Raw genomic sequence first — 22,356 nt, forward strand, 5'->3', positions numbered from 1 at the left:
TGGGTGCCGTTCGAGCCGCGACGGTTTGTATCGGTTGCCCCTGCCTCAACCTTAGATCGCGGGCCATCGGGAGATGGAGGACTAGATGGGGACGCAGGGGGCGGATACGCAGGGGACGGGTGCGCTCGGGCGGGTGTTGGTCGTCGATGACGATGCCCCGACCCGGGGGCTGATCTGTGGCGCGTTGCGCCGCCAGGGGTTCGCCGTCGAGGCCGCCGCCGATGGCGCCCAGGCGCTCGAGTGCTTTGCCCGCATTCAGCCCGATCTGGTGCTGCTCGATGTCTGCATGCCGGGGATGGACGGGCTCGAGGTCTGCCGGCGGATCCGCGCGCTCGAGGTCGAGATCGCCACGCCGGTGATCATGGTCACCGGGGCCGACGAGGTCGAGACCATCGAGGCGGCGCTGGAGGCCGGCGCCACCGATTTCATGGTCAAGCCGATCAACTGGTCGCTGCTGAGCCAGCGGGTCCGTTATGCGCTGCACGCCGGTGCACTCAACCTGCAGGTGCGGCGCAATCGTCAGCACGAGCGGGTGGCGCGCGGCATCGCGCGGCTGACCTTCTGGCAATGGTCGCTGGAGGATGATGCGCTGTCCTGGTCCGATGACGCGGCCGTGTTGCTCGGGGTCGATGCCGGTGCGCTCGAGCGGGTGTCCTCGGTGCTGGCGCTGGTCCACCCCGCCGATCGCCCCCGGCTCGAGCGGATGATGCAGGTGGCGCGCGTCGGCAAGGGCTCCTTCGAGATCGAGTTCCGGCTGTGCGGCGACAATGGCGAGCGGCTGCTGCGGGTGGTCGGCGAGCACTCCGAGCACGACGCCGAGCGGGTGTTGGGCGTGCTCCAGGACGTGACCGAGATGCGCCGCACCGAGGATCTGGTCGACTATCTGTCGCTGCACGACGAGTTGACCGGGCTGGCTAATCGACGGCTGTTCCTGCGCCAGATCGAGCAGGCGCTGCGCCGGGCGGTGGTGACGGGTTCGGTGTTGCTGGTCGGCTGGATCGATGTGGTCGAGTTCCATCGTCACAACGACGCCCTGGGCGAGCCTGCGGGCGATCTGCTGCTGGGTAGCCTGGCGCAGCGGCTCGAACAGTCCGGCGGGTCGTCGGAGCTTGCGGCCAGGCTTGGTGGCGACGAGTTCGGGGTGCTGCTCTGCGGGGCCGATCTGCCGAGGTTGCAGGCGCGCTTCGCCCGTCTGTTGCATGCGCTGGGGCGGCCCTATCCGATCGATGGGCGCGAGCTGGTGCTCACCCTGAGCGGTGGATTCTGCTGTCATCCAGGTCACGGCGACGACGCCAAGCAGCTGCTTGCGCTCGCCGAGCAGGCGCAGCGTCTGGCGCGGCTGCGTGGCACGCTGAGCGAGGAGGCGCCCTCGGCGCCACGGTTGCGTCAGGGGTTGGCCGAGGCGCTGGAGCTGGAGCAGGCGTTGCACGGCGCGCTCGAGCGCGAGGAGTTTCATCTTCACTACCAACCGCAGCTCGATCTCGAGTCGGGGCAGATCGTCGCGGTCGAGGCGTTGCTGCGCTGGCGCCATCCACGCTGGGGCGATCTCTCGCCGGCGCGCTTCGTGCCGCTGCTCGAGTCGCTCGGGTTGATCCGGCCGGTCGGCGCCTGGGTGCTGGAGCAGGCCTGTCGTCAGTGTGTCGCCTGGGAGGGGACGGGCCTGGGGGTCGCGGTCAACCTCTCGGCGCGTCAGTTCCTCGACCCCGGGCTGTTCACGCTGATCGAGCGGGTGCTCGGCGACACCGGCGTCGACCCCGGTCGTATCGAACTCGAGATCACCGAGCGGCTGGCGATGCAGGAGCCGGAGGCCGCCGTCGAGCTGCTCGGTCGCTGTCGCGCGCTCGGGCTCAAGGTCGCGATCGACGACTTCGGCATCGGTTACTCGTCGCTCGAGTATCTGCAGCACTTCCCGCTCGATGTGCTCAAGATCGATCGCGCCTTCGTCGCCACCGTCACCCGGGGACGGCGGGCGCGGGCGATCGTGCGCGCGGTCACGGTGATGGGGCAGAGCCTGGGGCTGACGGTGATCGCCGAGGGGATCGAGACCCAGCGTCAGTGCGACTTCGTCGAGGCGCTCGGGGTCGATCAGGTGCAGGGCTATCTGATCGGACGACCGATGGCGCCACCTTCGCTCGAAGCGCTGCTGCGCGCCTTCGTGCCGCCCGGCGGAGCGCTGTGATGGCGACCTCCCCGAACGACGAGACCGAGGTGCTCTACGCGCTCGCGGTGGCCATCGGTGAAAGCGTCGACCTCGAGCCCATGGTGCGCCGCTTCCTGGTCAGCATGGTGCGCCTGCTCGAGGGCAGCGGCGCGGCGGTGCTCCAGCTCGAAGAGGTCTCGTCGACGGCGCCGCCGCTGAGCTGCATGCTGCCGCGCAACCTCGCGCGCAACCCCTGCTATGCCGCTTTCTGGGAGCGCTGGACGCCACAGGGGCTGTATCAGGCATTGCGCCAGCAGCCCGGTGGCCTGCCGCTGGTGGCGGTCGATTCGCGCTGTGCACTCCACGCCTTCCGTCTCGAGGGGTTCGGGGTGCTGCTGTTGCTGCGCGGGGCCGATGTCGGCATGCTCTCGACCCGTTTCCAGCGGGCCTTCGTGCCGCTGGTGCGTCGTCTCGCCAATGCCGCACGCGGTTGTCTGTTCGAGACCGAGCTGCGTCATCAGCGCGCGCGCCTGGAGCTGGCGGCGGCCACCGCCGGGCTCGGGGTGTGGGAGTGGCACCCGCAAGGGGACCGACTCGATTGGGATGCGCGCATGCTGGCCCTGCATGGTCTCGACGCGGTCGAGTTCGATGGCCGGGTAGAGACCTGGCTGCGCCGTCTCCACCCGGATGACCGCGCGCGGATGGAGACGGCGTTGCGCGCCTCGTTCGACGAGGCGCGCGACCTCGAGGCCGAGTTCAGGGTGCTGCTGCCCGGCGGCGAGCTGCGTCATCATCGCGTTCAGGCCACCCCCTGCGATCAGGGCGACGGTCGGGCGCCGCGCATGACCGGGGTCGCCATGGACATCACCGCGTGGAAGCGGGTCGAGGCCGAGCTGCGCGAGGCACGCGACATGGCCGAGTCGGCCAACGCGGCGAAGAGTCGCTTCATCGCCAACATGAGCCACGAGATCCGCACCCCGATGAACGGCATCATCGGGATGACCGAGCTGGCCCTCGAGACCGACCTGGATCCGACCCAGCGCGACTATCTCACCATCGTGCGCACCTCGGCCGGGACCCTGCTGACGCTGCTCAACGACCTGCTCGACTTCGCCAAGATCGAGGCCGGCCGGGTCGAGCTCGAGCACATCCCCTTCGATCTTGCCGAACTCCTTGCCGGGGCCCTCAAGCCGCTCGGCACACGGGCCGCCGCCAAGGGGGTCGAGCTGGTCCTGGAGCTTGCCCCGACGCTGCCCCGGCGGCGCCTCGGCGATCCGGCGCGGTTGCGCCAGGTGCTGGTCAATCTCTGCGACAACGCGATCAAGTTCACCGCCGCCGGCGAGATCCGGGTCACCCTGGAGCGCCTCTCCTCCGGCCAGGGCGAGTGGGTCGCGCTCGCGGTGGCCGATACCGGGGTCGGCATCCACCCCGACCAGCTCGAGGGGATCTTCGAGGTCTTCGGTCAGGCCGATGTCTCGATCACCCGCCGCTTTGGCGGCACCGGGCTGGGGTTGAGCATCATCTCGCGTCTGGTGGAACTGATGGGGGGGCGGATCACGGTCGACAGCGAGCCGGGTCGGGGGAGCCGTTTCACCGTCGAGTTGCCGTTGTCGCTCGACGAGACCCTCGTCGCCGGAGCCGAGACCGAGGCGTCTCGGTCTCGAGGATGGGCACTGGTGGTCGAGCCGCACCCGCGTGCGCGCCTCACCCTGGTCGACTGGCTCGAGCGGCTGGGGTTGCGTGTGGTGAGTGCCGCTGCGGTCGAGGCCGAGATGCGCGCCCGCGATGCGCGGCCGTTGACCCTGGCGCTGATCGCCGCGCGCGACGGTGGCGTGGCCCTGGCCGAGCGGCTGGTCGAGGCCGGGCTGGTCGAACGTGAGCGGTTGGCGCTGCTCTCCTATGGGCTGCAGGGCGAGGAGGCGCGACGCTGTGCCGCCGCGGGCTTTGCGGTGCTGACCAAGCCGGTGAGTCCGGGCGAGGTCAGCGGCTTGCTGCGGGCGTTGGATGGGCCGCGCCCGGCGCCCTCGGGCGCGCCCGGCGGTACGGCGCTGCTCGCCGGGGTGCGGGTGCTGCTGGTCGAGGACAATGTGGTCAATCAACGTCTGGCGCGGGCATTGCTGGAGCGCTGGGGGTGTGTGGTCACGCTGGCCGAGCACGGTGCCGAGGCGCTCGAGCGCTTTGCGCCCGGACGTTTCGAGCTGGTGTTGATGGACATGCAGATGCCGGTGCTCGACGGGCTCGCGGCGACGCGCGCGATCCGCGCGCGCGAGTCCGGTGCCGGGCAGCGGGTCGCGATCGTGGCGATGACCGCCAATGCCATGGCGAGCGATCGTGAGGCCTGTCTGGCGGCGGGGATGGATGACCATGTGCCCAAGCCGCTGCGACCGCGCCAGCTGCTCGCGACCCTGCGCGAGCAGCTGCTCGCGGGTGCGCCGGGCGGCGACTAGGGCGCGCCGCCCGGCGCATTCCGCGCCGTCCGGGTCAGCCGGCCAGGCCCTGCTTGCGCGTCTGCGCGATCAGGGTCTCGGCGATGCCGAGCAGCTCGCGATAGCTGCTCGCCTCCTTGCCGAGCACGGCATAGCGCCCGGCGACCGTCACCCGCGGCACGGCGTGGATGCGGTAGCGCTGCACCAGGCGGTCGCTGCGCGCGATCTTGGCCTGGATGTCGAAGGAGTCGAAGAGCGCGGCGAAGGCGTCGCGATTGAGCCCGCGGGCCTCGACCCAGTCGAGGATGGCATCCGGGCTGTAGAGTCGGCGCCGCTCACGGTGCAGGGCATCGAACACCGCCTGATCGTGCTGTGCGAGGGCCTCAGATGCCTCCAGGGCGTAATAGAGGCGGGCGAGGTTGGCCCAGGCGGTACGCCCGAAGGTGACCGGGACACGGCGGAAGACGACGTCCTCGGGCTGATCTGCGGCCCACTCCTTGACGATCGGGTTGAAGTCGCTGCAGTGCGGGCAGCCGTAGGAGAAGAACTCGAGCACCTCGATCTTGCCCGGGGCATCGCCCGGCTGCGGTGGGTCGATGGGACGCCAGTCCCGCCCCTCGACCAAGGGTGCCGAGCGGGCCGGCAGCGGTGCGGCGAGGGCGCCCAGTGTGCCCATCAGGGTGAGGTTGAAGTGTCTGCGGCTCAGCGGCATCGATCAGGATCTCCAGGGTGGTGGACGGACGTCCGATGCGTCCGCCTTCTGGGTGTCGGGATGTCCGGGAAGCTCCCGGCGCGATCAGTCGCCCCGGTCGGCACGGGCCGAGGGGCGCTGGGCGCTCGCAACGAGCGCCCAGACGGCGGCGATGGCTCCGAGGGCGAAGGCGATCGCCCCCCAGTTGGCCAGCGACAGCCCGAGGATCTGCAGCCCCGGGTCCTCACAGAAACCGGTGGCGAGGAACAGCTCGGGGGCCTGCTGGCCCAGCCACTCGACCAGTCGCTCGACGGGGCCGAGTTCGCCGCCGATGCAATTGACCGCGCCGGGCGGCTGCAGTTGCAGCCAGCTCTGGTAGAGCGAACTCCAGAGCCCGCCGAGCGCGCTCGCCACCGTCAGATAACCGAGCACCCGTGCGCCCAGTGCCGCGGCGAGGGCGAACAGCCCGGCGAGGCCGAACAGCAGGCGCTGGAAGATGCACAGATGGCAGGGGTCGAGCAGCAGCCACTCGGTGAGCGCCACGCTGAATGCGGCCACGCCGAGCCCCCCGATCGCCAGGATGTACCAGATCGAGCGGGGCGTGGGGCGAAACATCGCGATGACTCCTCGGCGTGTGAGAAAATGATGCGCTTGGCCGGTCGCGCGGGCGGATCAGTTGTCGTGACCGGGCGCCGAAATCATACCGAAAACCCGGTGCAGGCGCGTTCGCGCATCACCGGAAGACGATTGCGAGGTCTGAGAGAGACTGATGAGTTTGGCTTTTGTCGCTGTCATTGCCGGTCTGGCACTCCTGGTCTGGAGCGCGGATCGGTTCGTCGAGGGGGCCGCGGCGACCGCGGGCCATCTGGGAATGCCGGCCTTGTTGATCGGCATGGTGGTGGTCGGATTCGGCACCTCGGCCCCGGAGATGGTGGTCTCGGGCTTTGCCGCCGCCCAGGGCAATCCCGGGCTCGCGCTCGGCAACGCCTATGGCTCGAACATCACCAATATCGCGCTGATCCTCGGTATCACCGCACTGCTCAGTCCGATCGCGGTGCACTCGCGGTTGCTGCGGCGCGAGCTGCCGCTGCTCGCGCTGATCACCGCGCTGGCGGTCTATCAGCTGTGGGACGGTGAGCTGTCGCGGCTCGATGCCTGGGGGCTGCTCGCGGTCTTCGCGCTGGTGATGGGCTGGACCATCGTCCAGGGGATGCGCGGGCGTGGCGATGCGCTCGGCGGCGAGATGGAGCAGGAGCTCGAGCGTCATCCGCTGCCGCTCGGTCGTGCCCTGTGGCTGCTCGCGCTGGGGCTGGTGGTCCTGCTGGCCAGCTCGCGGCTGCTGGTGTGGGGGGCGGTCGAGATCGCCTACGGCTTCGGCGTCAGCGACCTGGTGATCGGGCTGACCATCGTCGCCATCGGCACCTCGCTGCCCGAGCTGGCCTCCTCGATCGCCGCGGTGCGCAAGGGTGAACACGATCTCGCGCTGGGCAACGTGATCGGCTCGAATCTGTTCAACACCCTTGCCGTGGTCGGTATCGCCGGGGCCATCCAGCCGATCGCAATCGCCCCCGAGGTGCTCTCGCGCGATATCCCGGTGATGGTGCTGCTGACCCTGTCGCTGTTCGTGTTCGGCTATGGCTGGCGCCGTCAGGGACGGATCAACCGGGTCGAGGGGGTGGTGCTGATCGGCAGCTATCTCGCCTATATAGGCTATCTGTTCGTCACGGTGAGCGGTGCCGGGTCAGCCTGAAAGACCCCTTGGATAGCGTCGTTTTGATCGCTGACGTGCGCTTTTCGTGTATGTTGCGCCAGCATAACCCTGTGGTACCGACGAAACCGCGAGGAGGGCGATGTGCTGAGCAGAGTCCGCATCAGTGTGCAGCTGGCCGTTGGCGGCATGGCGGCGATCCTGGTCACGGTGGCGCTGATCCTGCCCAGCGTCTTCCACAACCTCGGCGCGCTCTCCGAGCGCGCCGAGCAACGCCGGCTCCAGGACCTCTTCCTCACCCTGCGCTCGGCGCTCGATGAGGAGGCGACACGCGCCGTCTCGCTCGCCGCGGCGCTCTCCAACGTCCCGGATGTCCGCGCCGCCTTCGCCGCCGGCGATCGCGCGCGGCTGCGCGAACTCACCCTGCCGCTGTTCGAGCGGATGCACCGGCAATACGGTCTGGTGCAGTTCCAGTTCCATACCCCGCCGGCCACCTCCTTCCTGCGGCTGCACATGCCGGAGAAGTTCGGCGACGACCTGTCGGGGTTTCGCCACACCGTGCTCGCCGCCAACCGCACCCGCGCGCCGGTCAGCGGCCTGGAGGAGGGGCGCGCCGGGCTGGGGATCCGTGGCATCGTGCCGATGTTCGCGCCCGACGGGCGCCATCGCGGTTCGGTCGAGTTCGGGCTCTCCTTCGGCGAGCCCTTCTTCGTCGACTTCACCGAGCGCTTCGGTGCCCGTGCCCAGCTCACGCTGCGGCGCGGCCAGGACTTCGAACCCTTCGCCGGCACCATCGAGGACGGCACCCGGCTGACCGCCGAGGAGATGCGCCAGGTCATCGCGGGTGAGCGCATCCAGCGCCAGATCCTCTATCGCGACACGCCGATGGCGCTGCTGGCGCAAGCGATCACCGACTATGCCGGCGAGCCCGTGGGGGTGGTCGAGCTGCTGCTCGATCGCAGCGACGACGTCGGCGCCTTCAATCGCGCCATCCGCGACGCCTTGCTCTTCAGTCTGCTGGCGCTCTGTGTCGGCGCCGTGCTGACCTGGCTGCTGAGTCGCGCCATCGCCCGGCCGATTCGCGCCGCTGCCACGCGCATGAACGACATCGCCCACGGCGACGGCGATCTCACCCAGCACCTCGAGGCACGCGGTCGCAACGAGCTGACCGAGCTGGCGGTGGCCTTCAACGCCTTCGTCGACCGTATCCACAACCTGGTCAGGGAGCTGGTCGGGGGTGGCGATCGGTTGAGCGAGGCGGCCGGTGGGCTGTCGGCGACCAGCGAGCAGATCCGCGCTCAGCTCGAGCGTCAGCAGTCGGGCACCGATCAGGTCGCCACCGCCATGACCGAGATGACCGCCACCGTCGCCGAGGTCGCGCGCAACGCCACGCGCGCGGCCGAGGCGACCCGTGACATGGAGCGCGAGGCCGGCGGTGGCGCGGCGGTGGTGCGCGAGACGATCGACGCCATCGAGTCCCTGGCCGCGGCGGTGGAGAACGCCGCGACGGTGATCGCGCGGCTCTCGGACGATGCCGAGTCGATCGGCCGGATCCTCGATGTGATCGGCGGCATCGCCGAGCAGACCAACCTGCTCGCGCTCAATGCCGCGATCGAGGCGGCGCGCGCGGGCGAGCAGGGGCGCGGCTTCGCGGTGGTCGCCGACGAGGTGCGCAGCCTTGCCGGGCGCACCCAGTCGGCCACCCATGAGATCCAGGGCATGATCGAGGCGCTGCAGGGCGGCGCCCGTGAGGCGGTCACGGTGATGGCCGACGGTCGCACCAAGGCCGGCGAGAGCGTTGCCCAGGCCGGACGCGCCGGTGCATCGCTCGAGGCGATCACCGCCGAGGTGGCCACCGTCAACGACATGAACGGCCAGATCGCCAGCGCCGCCGAGCAGCAGCGCGCGGTGGCCGAGGAGATCGACCGCAACCTCTCCGGCATCAGCCACGAGGAGGAGGAGATCGCCGCCGTCTCGCGACGCATCGCCGAGGCCGCCGAGGCGCTCGCCGCGCTCGCCGCCGAGCAGCAGGAGCGCACCCGGCGGTTCAAGGTCTGAGCCTCAGCCGAGGACGCCGAGCAGGGCGCGGGTGACGCCGCTGAGGCTCTCGCCGGCGATCAGCCCGGCGGCCGCGGCGAGCAGGAAGCGCTCGGCCAGTCGTGGGCGGTAGCGGGCGAGGGCGTGCCCGACCAGACTGCCGAGACAGAGGGTGAGCGAGAGCGATGCCGGGATCACCATCGCCAGCCCCAGCGCTGGCGCGCTCGGTACCCGGCGCGGTCCGTGGCGGTGTTCGAGCAGGGTCAGCACGACCCCGCAGCCGGCGGCGAGGAGGAGTGCGGCGAGCGCGCTCGGCGGCAGCGCGGCGAGTCCCTGGTCGAGGGTCTCGGCCACCACCTTCCAGGTTGCTACCGCCGGGGCCGGCCACTGCTCGGTGATCAGCATGGTCGCCGGGTCCGGGATCAGGCGCAGATAGACCAGGCTGCCGACCACACTGCCCACGGCCACCCCCAGACACTGCGCGATCACCTGGTAGCCCGGGGTGGCGCCGATCGCGTGTCCGGCCTTGAAGTCGTTGAGCAGATCGGCGCTCTGCCCGGCCGCGCCGCCGGCGACGTTGGCGCCGACCAGGTTGGCCGTCTGGTCGCCCGGCGCGGTGATGCCGCTGCCGAGCTGCGAGACCTTGCCGATGGCGCCGATCGGCGGGATGCCGGTCTCGCCGACCACGCGCGCCGCCACCATCGCCAGCACGAAGGCGATCGGCACCGCCAGCAGCGCGAGCAGCCAGTGGATGCCGAAGATCTGCGTCTGGGCGAGCACCACCAGGGCGCTGGCGAGCGCCAGTCCGAGTGCGCGGTGCAGTGTGGCCCCGTCGTCGTTTCGCCCGGTGCCGGTGCCCGCGGCATGGGCGGCGCGCAGTTGCAGCACCAGCCGGGTCAGGGTCGCGGCCACCAATAGAGCCACCCCGGGCCACAGCAGCCATTCGATCATGGTTCCGAACCAGCTCGCAGCCGGGTCGGTCGCGCCCGGCAGGATGAACCCCTGGTACAACCCCAGCGGGCCGAGCAGCGCCCAGGCGATGAGCGCGCCGAGCAACAGCGAGAGCCCGGCGCGGACCCCGATGATGGCGCCGAAGCCGGCGAGCATCAGCGAGGGGTCGAGGCTGAGGGTGAGGTTCTTGGCGCTGATCGCCGGGGCGCCGGCGAGTGCGCCGGCGGCGGGCAGCTCGACGCCGAGTCCCGGACGCGGCAGCGCCCAGCGACCGCTGTCGAGCCACTTGAGCGCGGCGGCCAGGGCGCCGGCGCCGAGCAGGACGCGCAGTCTCAGCCGTGCCTCGCGACCCTGGCGGAACATCTCCTGCAATGCCTCGGCGGTGGCGCGACCGGTGGGGAAGGGCAGCGGGGTACGCACGATCAGCCCGGCGCGCAGATACCAGGCGACCCAGATGCCGAGGAAGCTCACCGCGAACACCCAGGCGATCAGCTCGACGGCGGGCAGGTTGCCGCCGGAGAGCATCGCCAGGGCCGGGATCGGCGCGACCAGCCCGCCGGAGATGATGTTGGCCGCGGAGGACGCGGTGGTCTGGGTGATGTTGCCCTCGCCGATGGCCAGCGGCGCGCTCAGGCGCAGTCGTGCAAGCAGTGCCCAGAGTCCGCTGGCGATCAGCAGCGCCACGATCGAGATGTTGAACGACCAGCCGATCTTCAGTCCGGCGTAGACGTTGCACGGGGTGAGCAGGGCGCCGAGTAGCGCGCCGCCGAGGAGCGCCCGGGCGCTCAGCTGTCGATGCCTGTCCATGTCGCTCCCGATGCTTGCGCACCCATCGTCCGGGTGCGGGTGACTGTGCCCCTGTCATGCGATCCGTGTCCCTCGCGCCGGATCGGGCAGGGTTCCTGTGTTAGGATGGTGAAATCCTTTGCAATGGTTTTGCCAGTCCGGGCGGCTGCTCGGATCCTCTGGTGGCGCGCTCACGCGCCCGGCGCCGGCGAAGCGCGTACGACGAATACCGTCACTTCTTTCGCCAACCCCTTTGGATAGCCGTGCCCATTCGGTTCAGCGTCCTCTTCTGACTATCCACAGAGGAGCTTTGTCATGTCCTACAACAATGCCCAGCCCAAGCGGGCGGTGGCGGTCGAGTCCGCCCGCCCGTTCCGTGTCCACACCCAGCGTAATCTCGACCGCATCGATGCGCTGCGTGGACTCTCCGAGGATCGCCGTTTCGCGATGAAGGTGGTCTCGACCGTGCTGCCGTTTCGCGTCAACGACTATGTGATCGATGAACTGATTGACTGGGACAATGTCCCCGATGATCCGATCTTCCAGCTGGTGTTCCCGCAGCAGGGGATGCTCAGCGAGCGTCATTTCAGCCGCATTGCCGATCTGCTGCGCGCCGAGGCCGCGCCCGCCGCGCTCGAGGCCGCGGTGCGCGAGATCCGCGCCGAGCTCAACCCCCATCCCGCCGGGCAGCTCGAGAGCAACCTGCCCAAGCTCGACGGCGAGCGCCCGCTCGAAGGGCTGCAGCACAAGTATCGCGAGACCGTGCTGTTCTTCCCCAGTCAGGGGCAGACCTGTCACGCCTATTGCAGCTTCTGCTTCCGCTGGGCGCAGTTCGTCGGCGACAAGTCGCTGCGCATCGCCTCGAACGAGGCCTCCGGGCTGCACGCCTATCTGCGCCAGCACCCGCAGGTTACCGATCTGTTGATCACCGGCGGTGATCCGATGGTGATGAAGGCGCGCCATCTCGAGGCCTATCTCGAGCCGCTGCTGCGTCCCGAGTTCGATCACGTCCAGAGTATCCGCATCGGCACCAAGGCGTTGACCTTCTGGCCCCAGCGTTTCGTCGGCGACGCCGACAGCGATCAGCTGATGGCGTTGCTCGAGCGGCTGGTGGCCAACGGCAAGCACGTCGCGCTGATGGCCCACACCAACCACTGGCGCGAGCTCGAGACCGCGACCGCCCGCGAGGCGATCGCGCGGCTGCGCGCCACCGGCGCCGAGATCCGCAGCCAGGGGCCGTTGCTCGCCCACATCAACGACGACCCCGAGGTGTGGACGCGGATGTGGCGCACCCAGGTGCGCCTCGGCATCATCCCCTACTACATGTTCGTGCAGCGCGATACCGGCGCCCAGCACTACTTCGAGGTGCCGCTGGTGCGTGCCTGGGAGATCTATCGCGAGGCGATCCAGGGGGTCTCGGGGCTGGCTCGCACCGCGCGCGGTCCGAGCATGAGTGCGGGGCCGGGCAAGATCGAGATCCAGGGCGTGACCGAGGTCGCCGGCGAGCGGGTGTTCGTGCTGCGCTTCCTCCAGGGACGCAACCCCGACTGGGTCAACCGCCCCTTCTTCGCCCGCTTCGACCCCAAGGCGACCTGGCTCGACGATCTGGTGCCGGCCTTCGGCGAGGATCGCTTCTTCTTCACCGACGAGTATCTCACCCGCTGGCCGAGCGCCCAGGCGGCGCGGATCGAGTCGGTCCGCGCGCCCGAGTCTGCGCTGCCCGAGGTCTCCGGACTCTGACCCTCCCCCCGCGGCGCCCGCTCTCTGCGAGCGGCGTCGGCGGTATCGTTCTCGGCTTGACCCCGGTCAGTCAGTCTGTCCCGTGGCGGGGGCGGGCGTTGACTTGCTCCTTCCGATCGGACTTAATCGGCGCCCTCGATTCCGCGGTGGCCCCTGGACCCAGTTCCCGGGGCTGAAACGGGAAGACCGGTGCGCCGATCGTCCGCGATCGGTCAGTCCGGCGCTGCCCCCGCAACGGTAGACGAATCAGGGCGCGACCTGATGCCACTGTGTCGATCACGGGAAGGCGTCGCGTCCGGGGCCATGCCGGCCCGCTCGTGAGCCCGGAGACCGGCCTCGGAATCAGGATCCGCAGTGCCCGCAAAGCGAGGCCGGGCGGGTCCGTCAAGCCGGGGCTGCGTGGGTAGACCGGGTGGCGATCGCGGCTCCTCGCGCATCCAGCGCGTGGCCGGTGACGCTTGCCCGCCGAGCATCCAGCCCCTCTCTGTTGTCGACCCCTGCGGGTGTGCGGGGTCCTGTGAGGAGCATGTGATGAAGAGTCCCTTGATGCTGGCGGCGCTGGCCGCGCCCTTGAGCGCCCAGGTCCTGGCCCAGACCGATTCCCAGGTGTTGGAGCCGACGGTGGTCACTGCCACGCGTACCGCCGAGCCGGCGGGCGAGACCCTGGCCACGGTGAGCGTGATCGATCGCGCCGAGATCGAGCGGCGTCAGGCCCGCTCGGTGCCCGATCTGCTGCGCACCCTGCCCGGCGTGAGCATCGCCCAGAACGGCGGTCCCGGCCAGTCGGCCTCGGTGATGCTGCGCGGCACCAATTCCGATCACGTGCTGGTGCTGATCGACGGGGTGCGTGTCGGCTCGGCCACCCTGGGCACGACCTCGCTGCAGGACCTGCCGGTCGATCAGATCGAGCGCATCGAGGTGGTGCGCGGGCCGCGTTCGAGCCTCTACGGCTCCGAGGCCATCGGCGGTGTCATCCAGGTCTTCACCCGTCGCGGCGGCGGCGCGCTCACCCCGCGCTTCAGCGTCGGTGTCGGCGAGCTGGGCACCGCCAGCGTCTCCGGCGGGCTCTCCGGCGGCGGCGAGCACGCCTGGTTCAACCTCGGCGCCAACTTCGAGCAGACCGACGGCATCAACGCCTGCGCCGGTCGCCCCTTCCCCTATGCCGGTTGCGGCGTCGATCAGCCCGATCGCGACGGCTACAGCAGTCACGGCGTCAGCGCCCGCGCCGGTTATGCCTTCAACGAGCGCGCCGAGGTCGAATTCCACCTGCTCAGCGCCGAGAGTGCCAACGACTTCGACGGCTCGGCCTTCTCCGGCAACAAGGCCCGCTCCTCGCAGCAGGTCTTCGGCGCCAACGCCACCCTGCGCCCGCTCGATGCCTGGACCCTGACGCTCACCGCCGGGCGCAGCTGGGATGATTACCGGGTGTTCTACGACGATGCCGCCGCGGCGGTCTTCGATCAGTTCGTCGACCGCTTCCAGACCGAGCGCGACAGCCTCTCGCTGCAGAGTGATGTCACCATCGCCGCCGGGCAGCTGGTGAGCCTCGGGATCGACTATGTCGACGATCGGGTCAGCGGGACCGTCGACTATGCCGAGGACGCGCGCGACAACCTCGGCGTGTTCGGTCAGTACCAGGGCAGCTTCGGCGCCTTCGATCTCAAGCTCAGCCTGCGTCAGGACGACAACCAGCAGTTCGGCAGCCACACCACCGGCAGCGCCGCGCTCGGTTATCTGTTCGCCAACGACATCCAGGTCGCGCTCTCCTACGGCACCGGCTTCAAGGCGCCGACCTTCAACGAGCTCTACTACCCGGGCTTCGGCAACACCGCGCTCGATCCCGAGGAGTCCGAGAGCATCGAGCTGATGGCCAACGGCCCGCTGCCGCTGCCCGGGCGGATGCGCGGCGACTGGCAGCTGAGCCTCTACCAGACCGAGATCGACGACCTGATCGCCTATGACTCGGCCATCTTCGCCCCGGCCAACGTCGACTCGGCGCGGATCCGCGGCCTCGAGGCCGCGGCCGATCTCCGCTGGGACGACTGGACGCTGGCCGGCAACCTCACCCTGCTCGATCCCGAGAACCGCTCCGAGGGCGCCAACGACGGCAATCTGCTGCCGCGTCGCGCCGAGCAGAGCCTGCAGCTCGATCTCGATCGCACGCTCGGACGCTGGCGCGCCGGTGCGACCCTGCAACTGGTCGGCGAGCGCTACGACGACCTCGCCAACCAGGTCGATCTCGACGCCTATGCGCTGCTCGATCTGCGTCTCGAATACGCCTTCAACCCGGCGCTGCGCCTCCAGGGACGGCTCGCCAACGCCCTCGACGAGACCTATGAAACGGCCTATCTGTACAATCAGCCCGGTCGCGCGTTCTACCTGACCCTGCGCTACCAGCCCTGACCCCGGACGTCGCTCCGCCCCGCGTCGGGGCGGGGCCGCCCGGCGAGCAAGGCCGTCGTGTCCTCGATCCCTTCCCGCCGCCCCGTGCGGCATTCGACCCGTCGCGCCGGTAGTGCGCGACGCTCATCGCTCCCATCCATGAGGTGCGCCCATGACCCCGACCCTCGACTGGCTCGCCGAGCCCTGTCCCCCGATCGATCAGACCGCCGTGCAGCATGCGCTCGCGCGTCAGGACCAGCTCACCAAGCCACCGGGCTCGCTCGGTCGGCTCGAGGAGCTGGCGGTGCGTCTGGCCGGCCTGCAACGCACCGCCACCCCGGAGGTCGATCCGGTGCGGGTGCTGTTGTTCGCCGCCGACCACGGGGTTGCCGCCGAGGGTGTGTCGCGCTATCCCCAGGATGTCACCAAGCAGATGGTCCGCAACATCGCCAATGGTGGGGCGGGGGTCGCGGTGATGGCCAAGGCGGTCGGCGCTAGGCTCGATATCATCGAGCTGGGCCTGGCCACCGGCTCGGAGGTCGTCGAGGGCGTGCGCTCCGAACCCCTCGGGCCGGGGAGCGGCAACATCGCCCGCGAGCCGGCGATGACCCCCGAGCAGCTTGCGCGGGCGCTCGACATCGGGCGCGACGCGGTCGATCGCGCCGTCGCCGAGGGCGTGCGGCTGATCATCGGTGGCGAGCTCGGTATCGCCAACACCACCGCCGCCGCCGCGCTGGGCTGCGCGCTGCTCGATCGCGCCGCCTCCGAGGTGGTGGGACCGGGGACCGGGCTGGACAGCGCCGGGGTCAACCGCAAGGCCGAGGTGGTGGCGCGTGCGCTGGAGCTGCACGCCAGCGAACCGCGCGACCCGCTGGAGATGCTGCGCCGGCTCGGCGGTTTCGAGATCGCCGCGCTCGCCGGCGCCTATCTGCGTGCCGCCCAGCGTGGCGTGGTGATGCTGATCGACGGCTTCATCGTCTCCTCGGCGGCGCTCGCCGCGGTGCGTCTGCAGCCTGCGGCGCGCGACTGGATGCTGTTCTCGCATCGCTCGGCCGAGCCCGGTCATCGGCTGATGATGGAGGCGCTGGAGGCCAACCCGCTGCTCGATCTCGGCTTCCGTCTCGGCGAGGCGACCGGCGCCTGCGCCGCGGTGCCGCTGCTGCGTCTGGCCTGTGCGGTGCATCGCGACATGGCGACTTTTGACGAGGCCGGAGTGAGCAACGCGTGCTGAGCCTGCGCGGCCGGCTGATCGACCTGCTGCGTCACGGCGAGGTCGAGGGCGGGAGCCGCCTGCGCGGCAGTTGCGATGATCCGCTGAGCGCGCGCGGCTGGTCGCAGCTGCGCGCGGCCACCGCCGGGCTCGACGAGCCGCGGCTGGTGGTCAGCTCGCCATTGCAGCGCTGCGCGGCCTTCGCCCGCGAGCTGGCCGCACAGCGCGGGCTCGAGCTGGTGCTCGAACCCGCGCTGGCAGAGCGTCACTTCGGCGATTGGGAGGGGTGCTCGGCCAGCGAGCTCCCCGAGGATGAACTCTGGCGGCTGTGGGATGACCCGCTCGGCTTCACCCCGCCGGGGGGCGAGCCGATGTCTGACTTCCTCGCCCGGACCCGCGCGGCCTGGCGCGCGCTGCTCGAGGGCGGCGGGCCGGACGCGCTGGTGGTGACCCACGGCGGGGTGATTCGCGCGATCCTCGCCGAGGTGCTGGAGATGCCGCCGCGAGCGATGATCCTGCTCGAGGTCGCCCATGCCGGGCGCAGTCGCGTCCGTGTCCCACCCTCACCGGGCCGCCCCAGCCTGGTGACCCATCGAGGTCCCTGATGTCCCATCTCGTTCCCTTCTATGCCGCCGGGCGGCTGTTGACCCGGCTGCCCTTTCCCGACCCCGGCGTGGTCGACCCCGTCGACCAGGGCCGCTCGGTGGCCTGGTACCCGGTTGTCGGGCTGGTGCTCGGCGCGCTGCTCGCGCTCGCCGCGCTCGCCGCGCAGCACACCGACCCGCTGCTCGGCGCGGCACTGCTGCTCGCCTTCTGGACCTGGTCGACCGGCGGGCTGCACTGCGACGGCCTGGCCGATAGCGCCGACGCCTGGATCGGCGGACTCGGCGACCGCGCCCGCACCCTGGAGATCATGAAGGACCCGCGCAGCGGGCCGATGGCGGTGGCGGTGCTGGGGCTGGCGCTGCTGCTCAAGTGGAGCGCGCTGCAGCTGCTCCTCGATGTCGAGGCGGCCTGGCTGCTGCTCTGGGTGCCGCTGCTCGCGCGCGCGGTGCTGCCGCCGCTGATGCTCACCACCGCCTATGCCCGCGCGCAGGGCATCGTCAGCGATCAGGTCGCCCATCTCGGGCGCACCTGGGCGTGGACGGCGAGCGGCGCGGCCTTCCTCGGCTGTGTGCTGGTACTCGGTGGGCTGGGGCTGGTGCTGGCCGGGTGTGCCCTGGCGGTGTTGTGGCTGGCGCGTCGCGCCATGCGCGCCCGGCTCGGCGGCTTCACCGGCGACACCGCCGGCGCCCTGGTCGAGCTGACCGAGATCGCCCTGGTGGTGCTCGCGGCGCTGCTGCTCGGCGGCTGAGCGGCGCCGCGGCTCTCAGCGCACCAGCTGGTGCGGGTCTGCGGCGCAGGCCTCGCGGCACGCGCGATGGCGATTGGTGCAGTAACCGTAAAGGTTCTCGGCGCACGACCACCAGGGATAGCCGCAGTCGAGTTCATCGTTGAATGTGCCGACCTCGCTGAGACACCAGCGATAGTCGCGGAAGGCCTCGGTATGGTCGGCCTCGCAGTCGCGGTAGTCGGCGCGCGCGCTCGCGCGACAGTGCTCGCGCGCGCTGTCGCACTGGCCGATGCAGGCGGCGATGGCGAGCTGACGGTGCAGGGGCTGGTCCTTCAGCAGCGGGTCGCTGCAGGCGCCGAGCAGGCTCAGCGCCAGGGCCAGCACGACACCACGTCGCGATCGACGAAAGGGATGCGGTGACGATTGGCGCAGTCTCATCGGGAGGCTCCGGGGATGTGACGGTCGCGCCTCGACCCTGGCGCGGTTGCGGTCACTGTAGCGGCAATCGCGCCCCGGCGCATCCGCATGACATACAATGGGCGCTCGGGAGCCGCGCCTGACCGCGGCCGGTCGAGGGTCGAGGCGGGCGCGGGCCGCGCCGCCGTCGCCGAGGGAGAACGTCATGTCCAGAATCGTCGTGCCCGTCGTGTTGCTCGGTCTGCTTGCAGGGTGTGCGCTGATCTCGCCGCAGCGTCTCGGTGGCATCGCCGTCGAGGTGCCGCCGGAGGAGTACGGCAGGCGGCTGTGCGAGCACCTCGAGATCGAGGTCTACGCCACCTGCGTCAGTCAGGTGATCGACAATCTCGAACGTCCCCGTCCCGAGGTGCCCTCGCCGGGTCGCTCGACCTCGGGGCCGGTGGTGGCGGTGGTCGATGGCGAGGTGTTCAGCGGTGACTACCGTTCGACCCTGTTCACTGGCGAGCTGAATCTGACCAGCCCGAAGACCCGTTGTCGCGGTGGTTACAGCGCCTTCTCCGGTGATCCCGCCGCGATCTACGAGCTGTACTGCGAGGACGGGCGCAGCGGCTGGGCGGATCTGGTGCGCGATCTCAGCGGTCGCAACGGTATCGGCCGGCTCGCCTTCAGCGACGGCGCCGCCGGCCAGCTGGTGTTCGGCCACGCCCCGCTGGGCAGCGCCGAGCCCTATCCCTACCTGCCCTGATCGGGGCCGCGCAGACGCTCGGTCAGGCGCAGCATCTCGCGCTGCATCTCCAGGTTCTCGAACGGGCGCAGCGCCGGGAGCTGGCGCTCCATCAGCGCCTCGAGCAGGCGCTGGCTGGCGCGCACCAGCCCCACCAACTCGCCCGAGAGGCTGACTGTCTGATAGGTGTTCCAGGCGGTGGCGATGTCGCCGGCGAGCTGCGCGCGCGCGGCGCGGATCTGACGCGCCTGGTCCTCGAGATAGCTCCGATAGACCGCCGCCGCCTCGCCGGTGACGCGCTGTGCCTCGAGGTTGGCCTCGAGCAGCGCGGTGCGCTCGGGGTTCTGCGCCTTGAGCGTGCGGGTCTCGGCGGCGAGCGTGCGGGCGCGCTCGGCGATGGCGTCGATGCGCGGCAGGTAGTCGTCCTCGATCTGGCGCTCGATACGGCGGTGGAGGTGCTCCAGGGTCTGCAGCAGCACCACGTAGAGTCCGTAGTAGCGACGCGCGCTCTCCAGATCCTCGCCGCTCTCGGCGACCAGCTGTTCGAGCTGTTCGGTGAGGGTGCGGACGTTGTCGAAGAGGATGCCGAGCTCGACGACGTTGTCGCCGACCACGGTCGAGAGCAGGAAGCGCACCTGTTCGTCGTCGATGTCCAGCCCCATGGCACGCAGCTCGGCGGCGAAGCCGCGCTCGATCGCGGCGATCTCGGCCTCGATCGCGGTGATCTCGCGCTGGTCGCGGGCGATCGCCTCGGCGTGGTCGGCGCGGGTCTTGAGCAGGGTCGATTGCTCGGGGGCGGTGAGTTGCTGCTGTCTGGACTCGGCGATCTGGGCGCGCAGCTCGACGATGCGGGCGTTGAGTTCGCGGATGCGCGCGCGCTGGGCGAGCGCCGGCGAGACCGAGAGCAGCGCGACGGCGCGATCGAGCAGGGCATCGATCTCGGTCTGGTTGGAGTCGCGGTCGGGACCGAACCAGGCGCGCTCGGGCAGCGTCGCCTGGCGCTCGGTGAGGGTCAGCGCCTCCTCCAGCTCGGGGCGCGCCCGCTCCCAGGCACGACCGAGATCGTCGTCATCATCGCCGAGCAGTCGTCGGGCGTCGGCCGCCGCCTGGTCGGCGAGTTCGCGCGAGCGTTGCCACCACGCGGCGGCGGTGCTCTGGGCGCGCTCCCAGGCATCGGTCTCCGCCTCCTGCGCCAGGCTCGGCGCGGGCAGGGCGAGTGCGAACAGCAGCGGGGTCAGCAGGATCGGGCGCATGGCGGTCGGAGTCGGGCGGTTGCGGAACTCGCCCCACTCTAGCAGCGCCGCGCGCGCTTGCCGAGATGAGGATGGGGAAGGTTGAACCACAAAGGCGCGAAGGGAAAAAGCCACCAGCCGTCAGCCTCCAGTGAAGAGGCGGCCGGCCGATGATGACGACGGTTGAAAGCAAGCGCCCACTGGCGGCTGATGACTGGAGGCTGACAGCCCTCACACCTCTTTGCGGCCTTGGCGCCTTTGTGGTTCAACCCGTCGGCGTCAGCTGGGCGCTGGTATGCCGTTTGTCTTCCGTGGCGCACTTTGTTAATCTCTCGTGCTCTTGTCGTCATCGTCTGATGGCTGCAAGAGCGTTATGGTGACCCGTGTCGGTCCCCTCGCAACGTGAGATCGTGAACCCGGTCAGGCCCGGAAGGGAGCAGCCGCAGCGGTTGAAGCGTGTGCCGGGGTGTGGCTGGCGCGGGTTGCCGCCCCAGATTCCGCGCTGACGCCGGCCTCGGTCCGCGACGCCAGACGCCACCCTTAGGAAGCTCCCCGCGCTCGCCAGCGTGCGCGCCCTGCAACAGAGTTTCGACCGATTCGAGTCGCGCATGTCCTACCAGGTGCTCGCCCGTAAGTGGCGCCCCAAGTCGTTCGACGAGATGGTCGGCCAGCAGCATGTGGTGAGGGCGCTCGCCAATGCGCTCGATCGCGGCCAGCTGCATCACGCCTATCTGTTCACCGGTACCCGCGGGGTTGGCAAGACCACCCTGGCGCGCATCCTCGCCAAGTCGCTCAATTGCGAGCAGGGCGTGAGCGCCCACCCCTGTGGTCGGTGCGCGACCTGTCGCGAGGTCGATGCCGGGCGCTTCGTCGATCTGATCGAGGTCGACGCGGCCTCGCGCACCAAGGTCGACCAGACCCGTGAGCTGCTCGACAACGTCCCCTATGCGCCGGCGCACGGTCGCTGCAAGGTGTATCTCATCGACGAGGTGCACATGTTCTCGGCGCACAGCTTCAACGCCCTGTTGAAGACGCTCGAGGAGCCGCCGCCGCACGTCAAGTTCCTGCTCGCCACCACCGATCCGCAGCGTCTGCCGGTGACCGTGCTCTCGCGCTGCCTGCAGTTCAACCTGCGCCGCCTGCTGCCCGATGAGATCGGCGCGCACCTGCGTCATGTGCTCGAGACCGAGGGGCTGGGATTCGAGACGCCGGCGCTGGCCCAGCTCGCGCGCGCCGCCGACGGCAGCATGCGCGATGCGCTGAGCCTGCTCGATCAGGCGATCGCCTTCGGCGGCGGTCGGCTGGTCGAGTCCGAGGTGCGCGCCATGCTCGGCACCCTCGATGGCGAGGTGGTGCTGGCGCTGGTCGAGGCGCTGGCCGGTGGCGACGGCGCCGCGCTGCTCGCCGAGGTCGAGCGCGTCGCCGCGCTCACCCCCGATTACGCCGAGCTGCTGCGCGAACTGATCGCGTTGCTGCATCGTCTGGCGCTGGTCCAGCAGGTGCCGCAGCTGCTCGCCGCCGACGATCCCGATGGCGACCGTCTCCGCGCCCTGGCCGCGCGCCTCTCGCCCGAGGATGTGCAGCTCTACTACCAGGTCGCGCTGACCGGGCAGGGCGATCTCGCCCTCGCCCCGGACCCGCGCGCCGGACTCGAGATGGTGCTGCTGCGCGCGCTCGCCTTCCGCCCCGCCTCGCCCGCCGGGCAGCCCGATGGCGCGCCTGCCGCGCGGCGGGCGCCCGATCCGCGCCCCGTCCCCGAGGCCGCGCCCCGTCCGAGCGCGCCAGCGCCGAGCCGTGGCTCGAGCGCCTCTGGCACGCCACCCTGGGAGGTTGCCGCCCCGGCACCGCCCCCGGCTCCCGAGCCATCGGCGCCTGCGCCCGTCGCGGCGCCGCCAGCTGCGCCCTCGCCGGGCAGTGCGCCCGCCGCTGGTGTGCCGCCTTGGGAGGTCGCCGACCCGAGCCCGGCCCCCGAGCCGTCCGCGCCCGAGCCCGTTGCGCCGCCGCCCACGCCTGCCGCCGCCCGTGCCGATCTCGGCTCCCCGGCGCAGTGGCAGCAACTCGTCGCCGGGCTGCGGGTGCGCGGTATCGCCGGCGAGCTGGCGCACAATTGTGGTTTTCTCGACTGGGCCGATGGCCGGTTGCTGCTGAGTCTGGACCCGGCGGTCGAGCATCTGCGCGTGGCCTCGGCCGAGAGTCGCTTGCGCGAGGCGCTCGAGGCCGCGCTCGGCGAACCGGTGCGCCTCGAGTTCCAGGTTGCCCGCCCCGAACAGGAGACGCTCGCCCAGCGCCGCGTGCGCGAGGCCGAGGCGCGTCAGCGCACGGCCGAGGAGACGATGCACGCCGATCCGGTGGCCGAGCGGATGCGCGAGCAGTTCGCCGCCGACTGGGTCCCGGGCAGTATCGAGCCGCAGGGCTGAGTCCGCGCATGCCGGGCGCTGGCCGCTGTCATGCCTCCCCGCGTCCGCTCGAGCCATGTATCCTTGCGTCCGGTCGCGACGCGCACACCGCCCCGGGCCAGCGCTCCGTCATGCGCTGTCCCTTGCCGGGGGCGCGATGTCCCCAATCATCCGTCAACGAGG

Annotated in this window: 16 protein-coding genes, 1 other RNA gene and 1 riboswitch; of the genes, 12 read left to right on the plus strand and 5 right to left on the minus strand. The window is 70.5% G+C overall.

Annotation, left to right across the window (positions count from 1 at the left end):
* The first annotated feature begins 85 nt into the window (after window positions 1-85).
* Both EDC29_RS14950 and EDC29_RS14955 read left to right on the plus strand, forming a co-directional pair.
* A complete protein-coding gene (locus EDC29_RS14950; protein ID WP_123142560.1) occupies window positions 86-2,179 on the plus strand; it encodes a putative bifunctional diguanylate cyclase/phosphodiesterase in 2,094 nt (697 codons plus the stop codon).
* A complete protein-coding gene (locus EDC29_RS14955; protein WP_132230533.1) occupies window positions 2,179-4,587 on the plus strand; it encodes a hybrid sensor histidine kinase/response regulator in 2,409 nt (802 codons plus the stop codon). The genes EDC29_RS14950 and EDC29_RS14955 overlap by 1 nt, the downstream gene beginning before the upstream one ends.
* Window positions 4,588-4,621: 34 nt before the next feature.
* On the opposite strand, the gene EDC29_RS14960 is transcribed toward EDC29_RS14955, so the two are convergent.
* Together EDC29_RS14960 and EDC29_RS14965 are read right to left on the minus strand one after the other, a co-directional pair.
* The gene (locus EDC29_RS14960; RefSeq protein ID WP_132230534.1) at window positions 4,622-5,278 is read right to left on the minus strand and encodes a thiol:disulfide interchange protein DsbA/DsbL; all 657 of its coding nucleotides are present in this window, start codon (window positions 5,276-5,278) and stop codon (window positions 4,622-4,624) included.
* 84 nt (window positions 5,279-5,362) lie between these two features.
* Entirely contained in the window at window positions 5,363-5,872 is a 510-nt protein-coding gene (locus EDC29_RS14965) for a disulfide bond formation protein B (RefSeq protein WP_123141723.1), read from the minus strand.
* A 154-nt stretch (window positions 5,873-6,026) separates the two neighbouring features.
* On the opposite strand from EDC29_RS14965, the gene EDC29_RS14970 reads away from it, so the two are divergent.
* Both EDC29_RS14970 and EDC29_RS14975 read left to right on the plus strand, forming a co-directional pair.
* Window positions 6,027-7,007 carry a calcium/sodium antiporter gene (locus EDC29_RS14970; protein ID WP_123141724.1) on the plus strand — a complete coding sequence of 327 codons (981 nt, stop codon included), beginning with the start codon at window positions 6,027-6,029 and terminating at the stop codon, window positions 7,005-7,007.
* Between the two features lie 102 nt (window positions 7,008-7,109).
* Window positions 7,110-9,023: a methyl-accepting chemotaxis protein gene (locus tag EDC29_RS14975; RefSeq protein ID WP_123143063.1), complete on the plus strand. Its 1,914-nt coding sequence runs from the start codon at window positions 7,110-7,112 to the stop codon at window positions 9,021-9,023.
* 3 nt (window positions 9,024-9,026) lie between these two features.
* Here the strand turns inward: EDC29_RS14975 and EDC29_RS14980 are convergent, their stop codons facing one another.
* A complete protein-coding gene (locus EDC29_RS14980; protein ID WP_132230535.1) occupies window positions 9,027-10,760 on the minus strand; it encodes an OPT/YSL family transporter in 1,734 nt (577 codons plus the stop codon).
* 294 nt (window positions 10,761-11,054) lie between these two features.
* Between EDC29_RS14980 and EDC29_RS14985 the strand changes: the two genes are divergently transcribed.
* The 5 genes from EDC29_RS14985 (at window position 11,055) to EDC29_RS15005 (ending at window position 17,425) form a co-directional block, all read left to right on the plus strand.
* Window positions 11,055-12,479: a KamA family radical SAM protein gene (locus EDC29_RS14985; protein ID WP_123143065.1), complete on the plus strand. Its 1,425-nt coding sequence runs from the start codon at window positions 11,055-11,057 to the stop codon at window positions 12,477-12,479.
* A 127-nt stretch (window positions 12,480-12,606) separates the two neighbouring features.
* Window positions 12,607-12,832, plus strand: a riboswitch (cobalamin riboswitch).
* A 178-nt stretch (window positions 12,833-13,010) separates the two neighbouring features.
* Window positions 13,011-14,882, plus strand: a complete 1,872-nt coding sequence (gene btuB / locus EDC29_RS14990) for a TonB-dependent vitamin B12 receptor (RefSeq protein ID WP_123143066.1) — start codon at window positions 13,011-13,013, stop codon at window positions 14,880-14,882.
* Between the two features lie 151 nt (window positions 14,883-15,033).
* Window positions 15,034-16,092 carry a nicotinate-nucleotide--dimethylbenzimidazole phosphoribosyltransferase gene (gene cobT / locus EDC29_RS14995; RefSeq protein ID WP_123141729.1) on the plus strand — a complete coding sequence of 353 codons (1,059 nt, stop codon included), beginning with the start codon at window positions 15,034-15,036 and terminating at the stop codon, window positions 16,090-16,092.
* Window positions 16,086-16,676: a histidine phosphatase family protein gene (locus EDC29_RS15000; protein ID WP_123141730.1), complete on the plus strand. Its 591-nt coding sequence runs from the start codon at window positions 16,086-16,088 to the stop codon at window positions 16,674-16,676. Before cobT ends, EDC29_RS15000 begins: the two co-directional genes overlap by 7 nt.
* Window positions 16,676-17,425 (plus strand): adenosylcobinamide-GDP ribazoletransferase, encoded by a 750-nt coding sequence (locus EDC29_RS15005; protein ID WP_062276559.1) that lies wholly within the window; start codon window positions 16,676-16,678, stop codon window positions 17,423-17,425. Before EDC29_RS15000 ends, EDC29_RS15005 begins: the two co-directional genes overlap by 1 nt.
* A 15-nt stretch (window positions 17,426-17,440) precedes the next feature.
* Here the strand turns inward: EDC29_RS15005 and EDC29_RS15010 are convergent, their stop codons facing one another.
* Complete coding sequence (locus EDC29_RS15010) at window positions 17,441-17,842, minus strand: hypothetical protein (RefSeq protein ID WP_132230536.1); 402 nt, start codon at window positions 17,840-17,842, stop codon at window positions 17,441-17,443.
* 184 nt (window positions 17,843-18,026) lie between these two features.
* Between EDC29_RS15010 and EDC29_RS15015 the strand changes: the two genes are divergently transcribed.
* Window positions 18,027-18,566, plus strand: coding sequence for a hypothetical protein (locus tag EDC29_RS15015; RefSeq protein ID WP_132230537.1), 540 nt, complete (start codon window positions 18,027-18,029; stop codon window positions 18,564-18,566).
* Here EDC29_RS15015 and EDC29_RS15020 read toward each other — a convergent pair.
* Window positions 18,554-19,798 carry a hypothetical protein gene (locus EDC29_RS15020; protein ID WP_132230538.1) on the minus strand — a complete coding sequence of 415 codons (1,245 nt, stop codon included), beginning with the start codon at window positions 19,796-19,798 and terminating at the stop codon, window positions 18,554-18,556. The genes EDC29_RS15015 and EDC29_RS15020 overlap by 13 nt on opposite strands.
* Before the next feature lie 363 nt (window positions 19,799-20,161).
* Between EDC29_RS15020 and ffs the strand changes: the two genes are divergently transcribed.
* An RNA gene (ffs, locus tag EDC29_RS15025) (signal recognition particle sRNA small type) lies at window positions 20,162-20,258 on the plus strand.
* 127 nt (window positions 20,259-20,385) lie between these two features.
* On the plus strand, window positions 20,386-22,194 hold the full coding sequence (dnaX, locus tag EDC29_RS15030) for a DNA polymerase III subunit gamma/tau (RefSeq protein ID WP_132230539.1): 1,809 nt from the start codon (window positions 20,386-20,388) through the stop codon (window positions 22,192-22,194).
* Window positions 22,195-22,356 lie beyond the last annotated feature (162 nt).

It is taken from the genome of Marichromatium gracile, assembly GCF_004343155.1.
Classification (GTDB): Bacteria; Pseudomonadota; Gammaproteobacteria; order Chromatiales; family Chromatiaceae; genus Marichromatium; species Marichromatium gracile.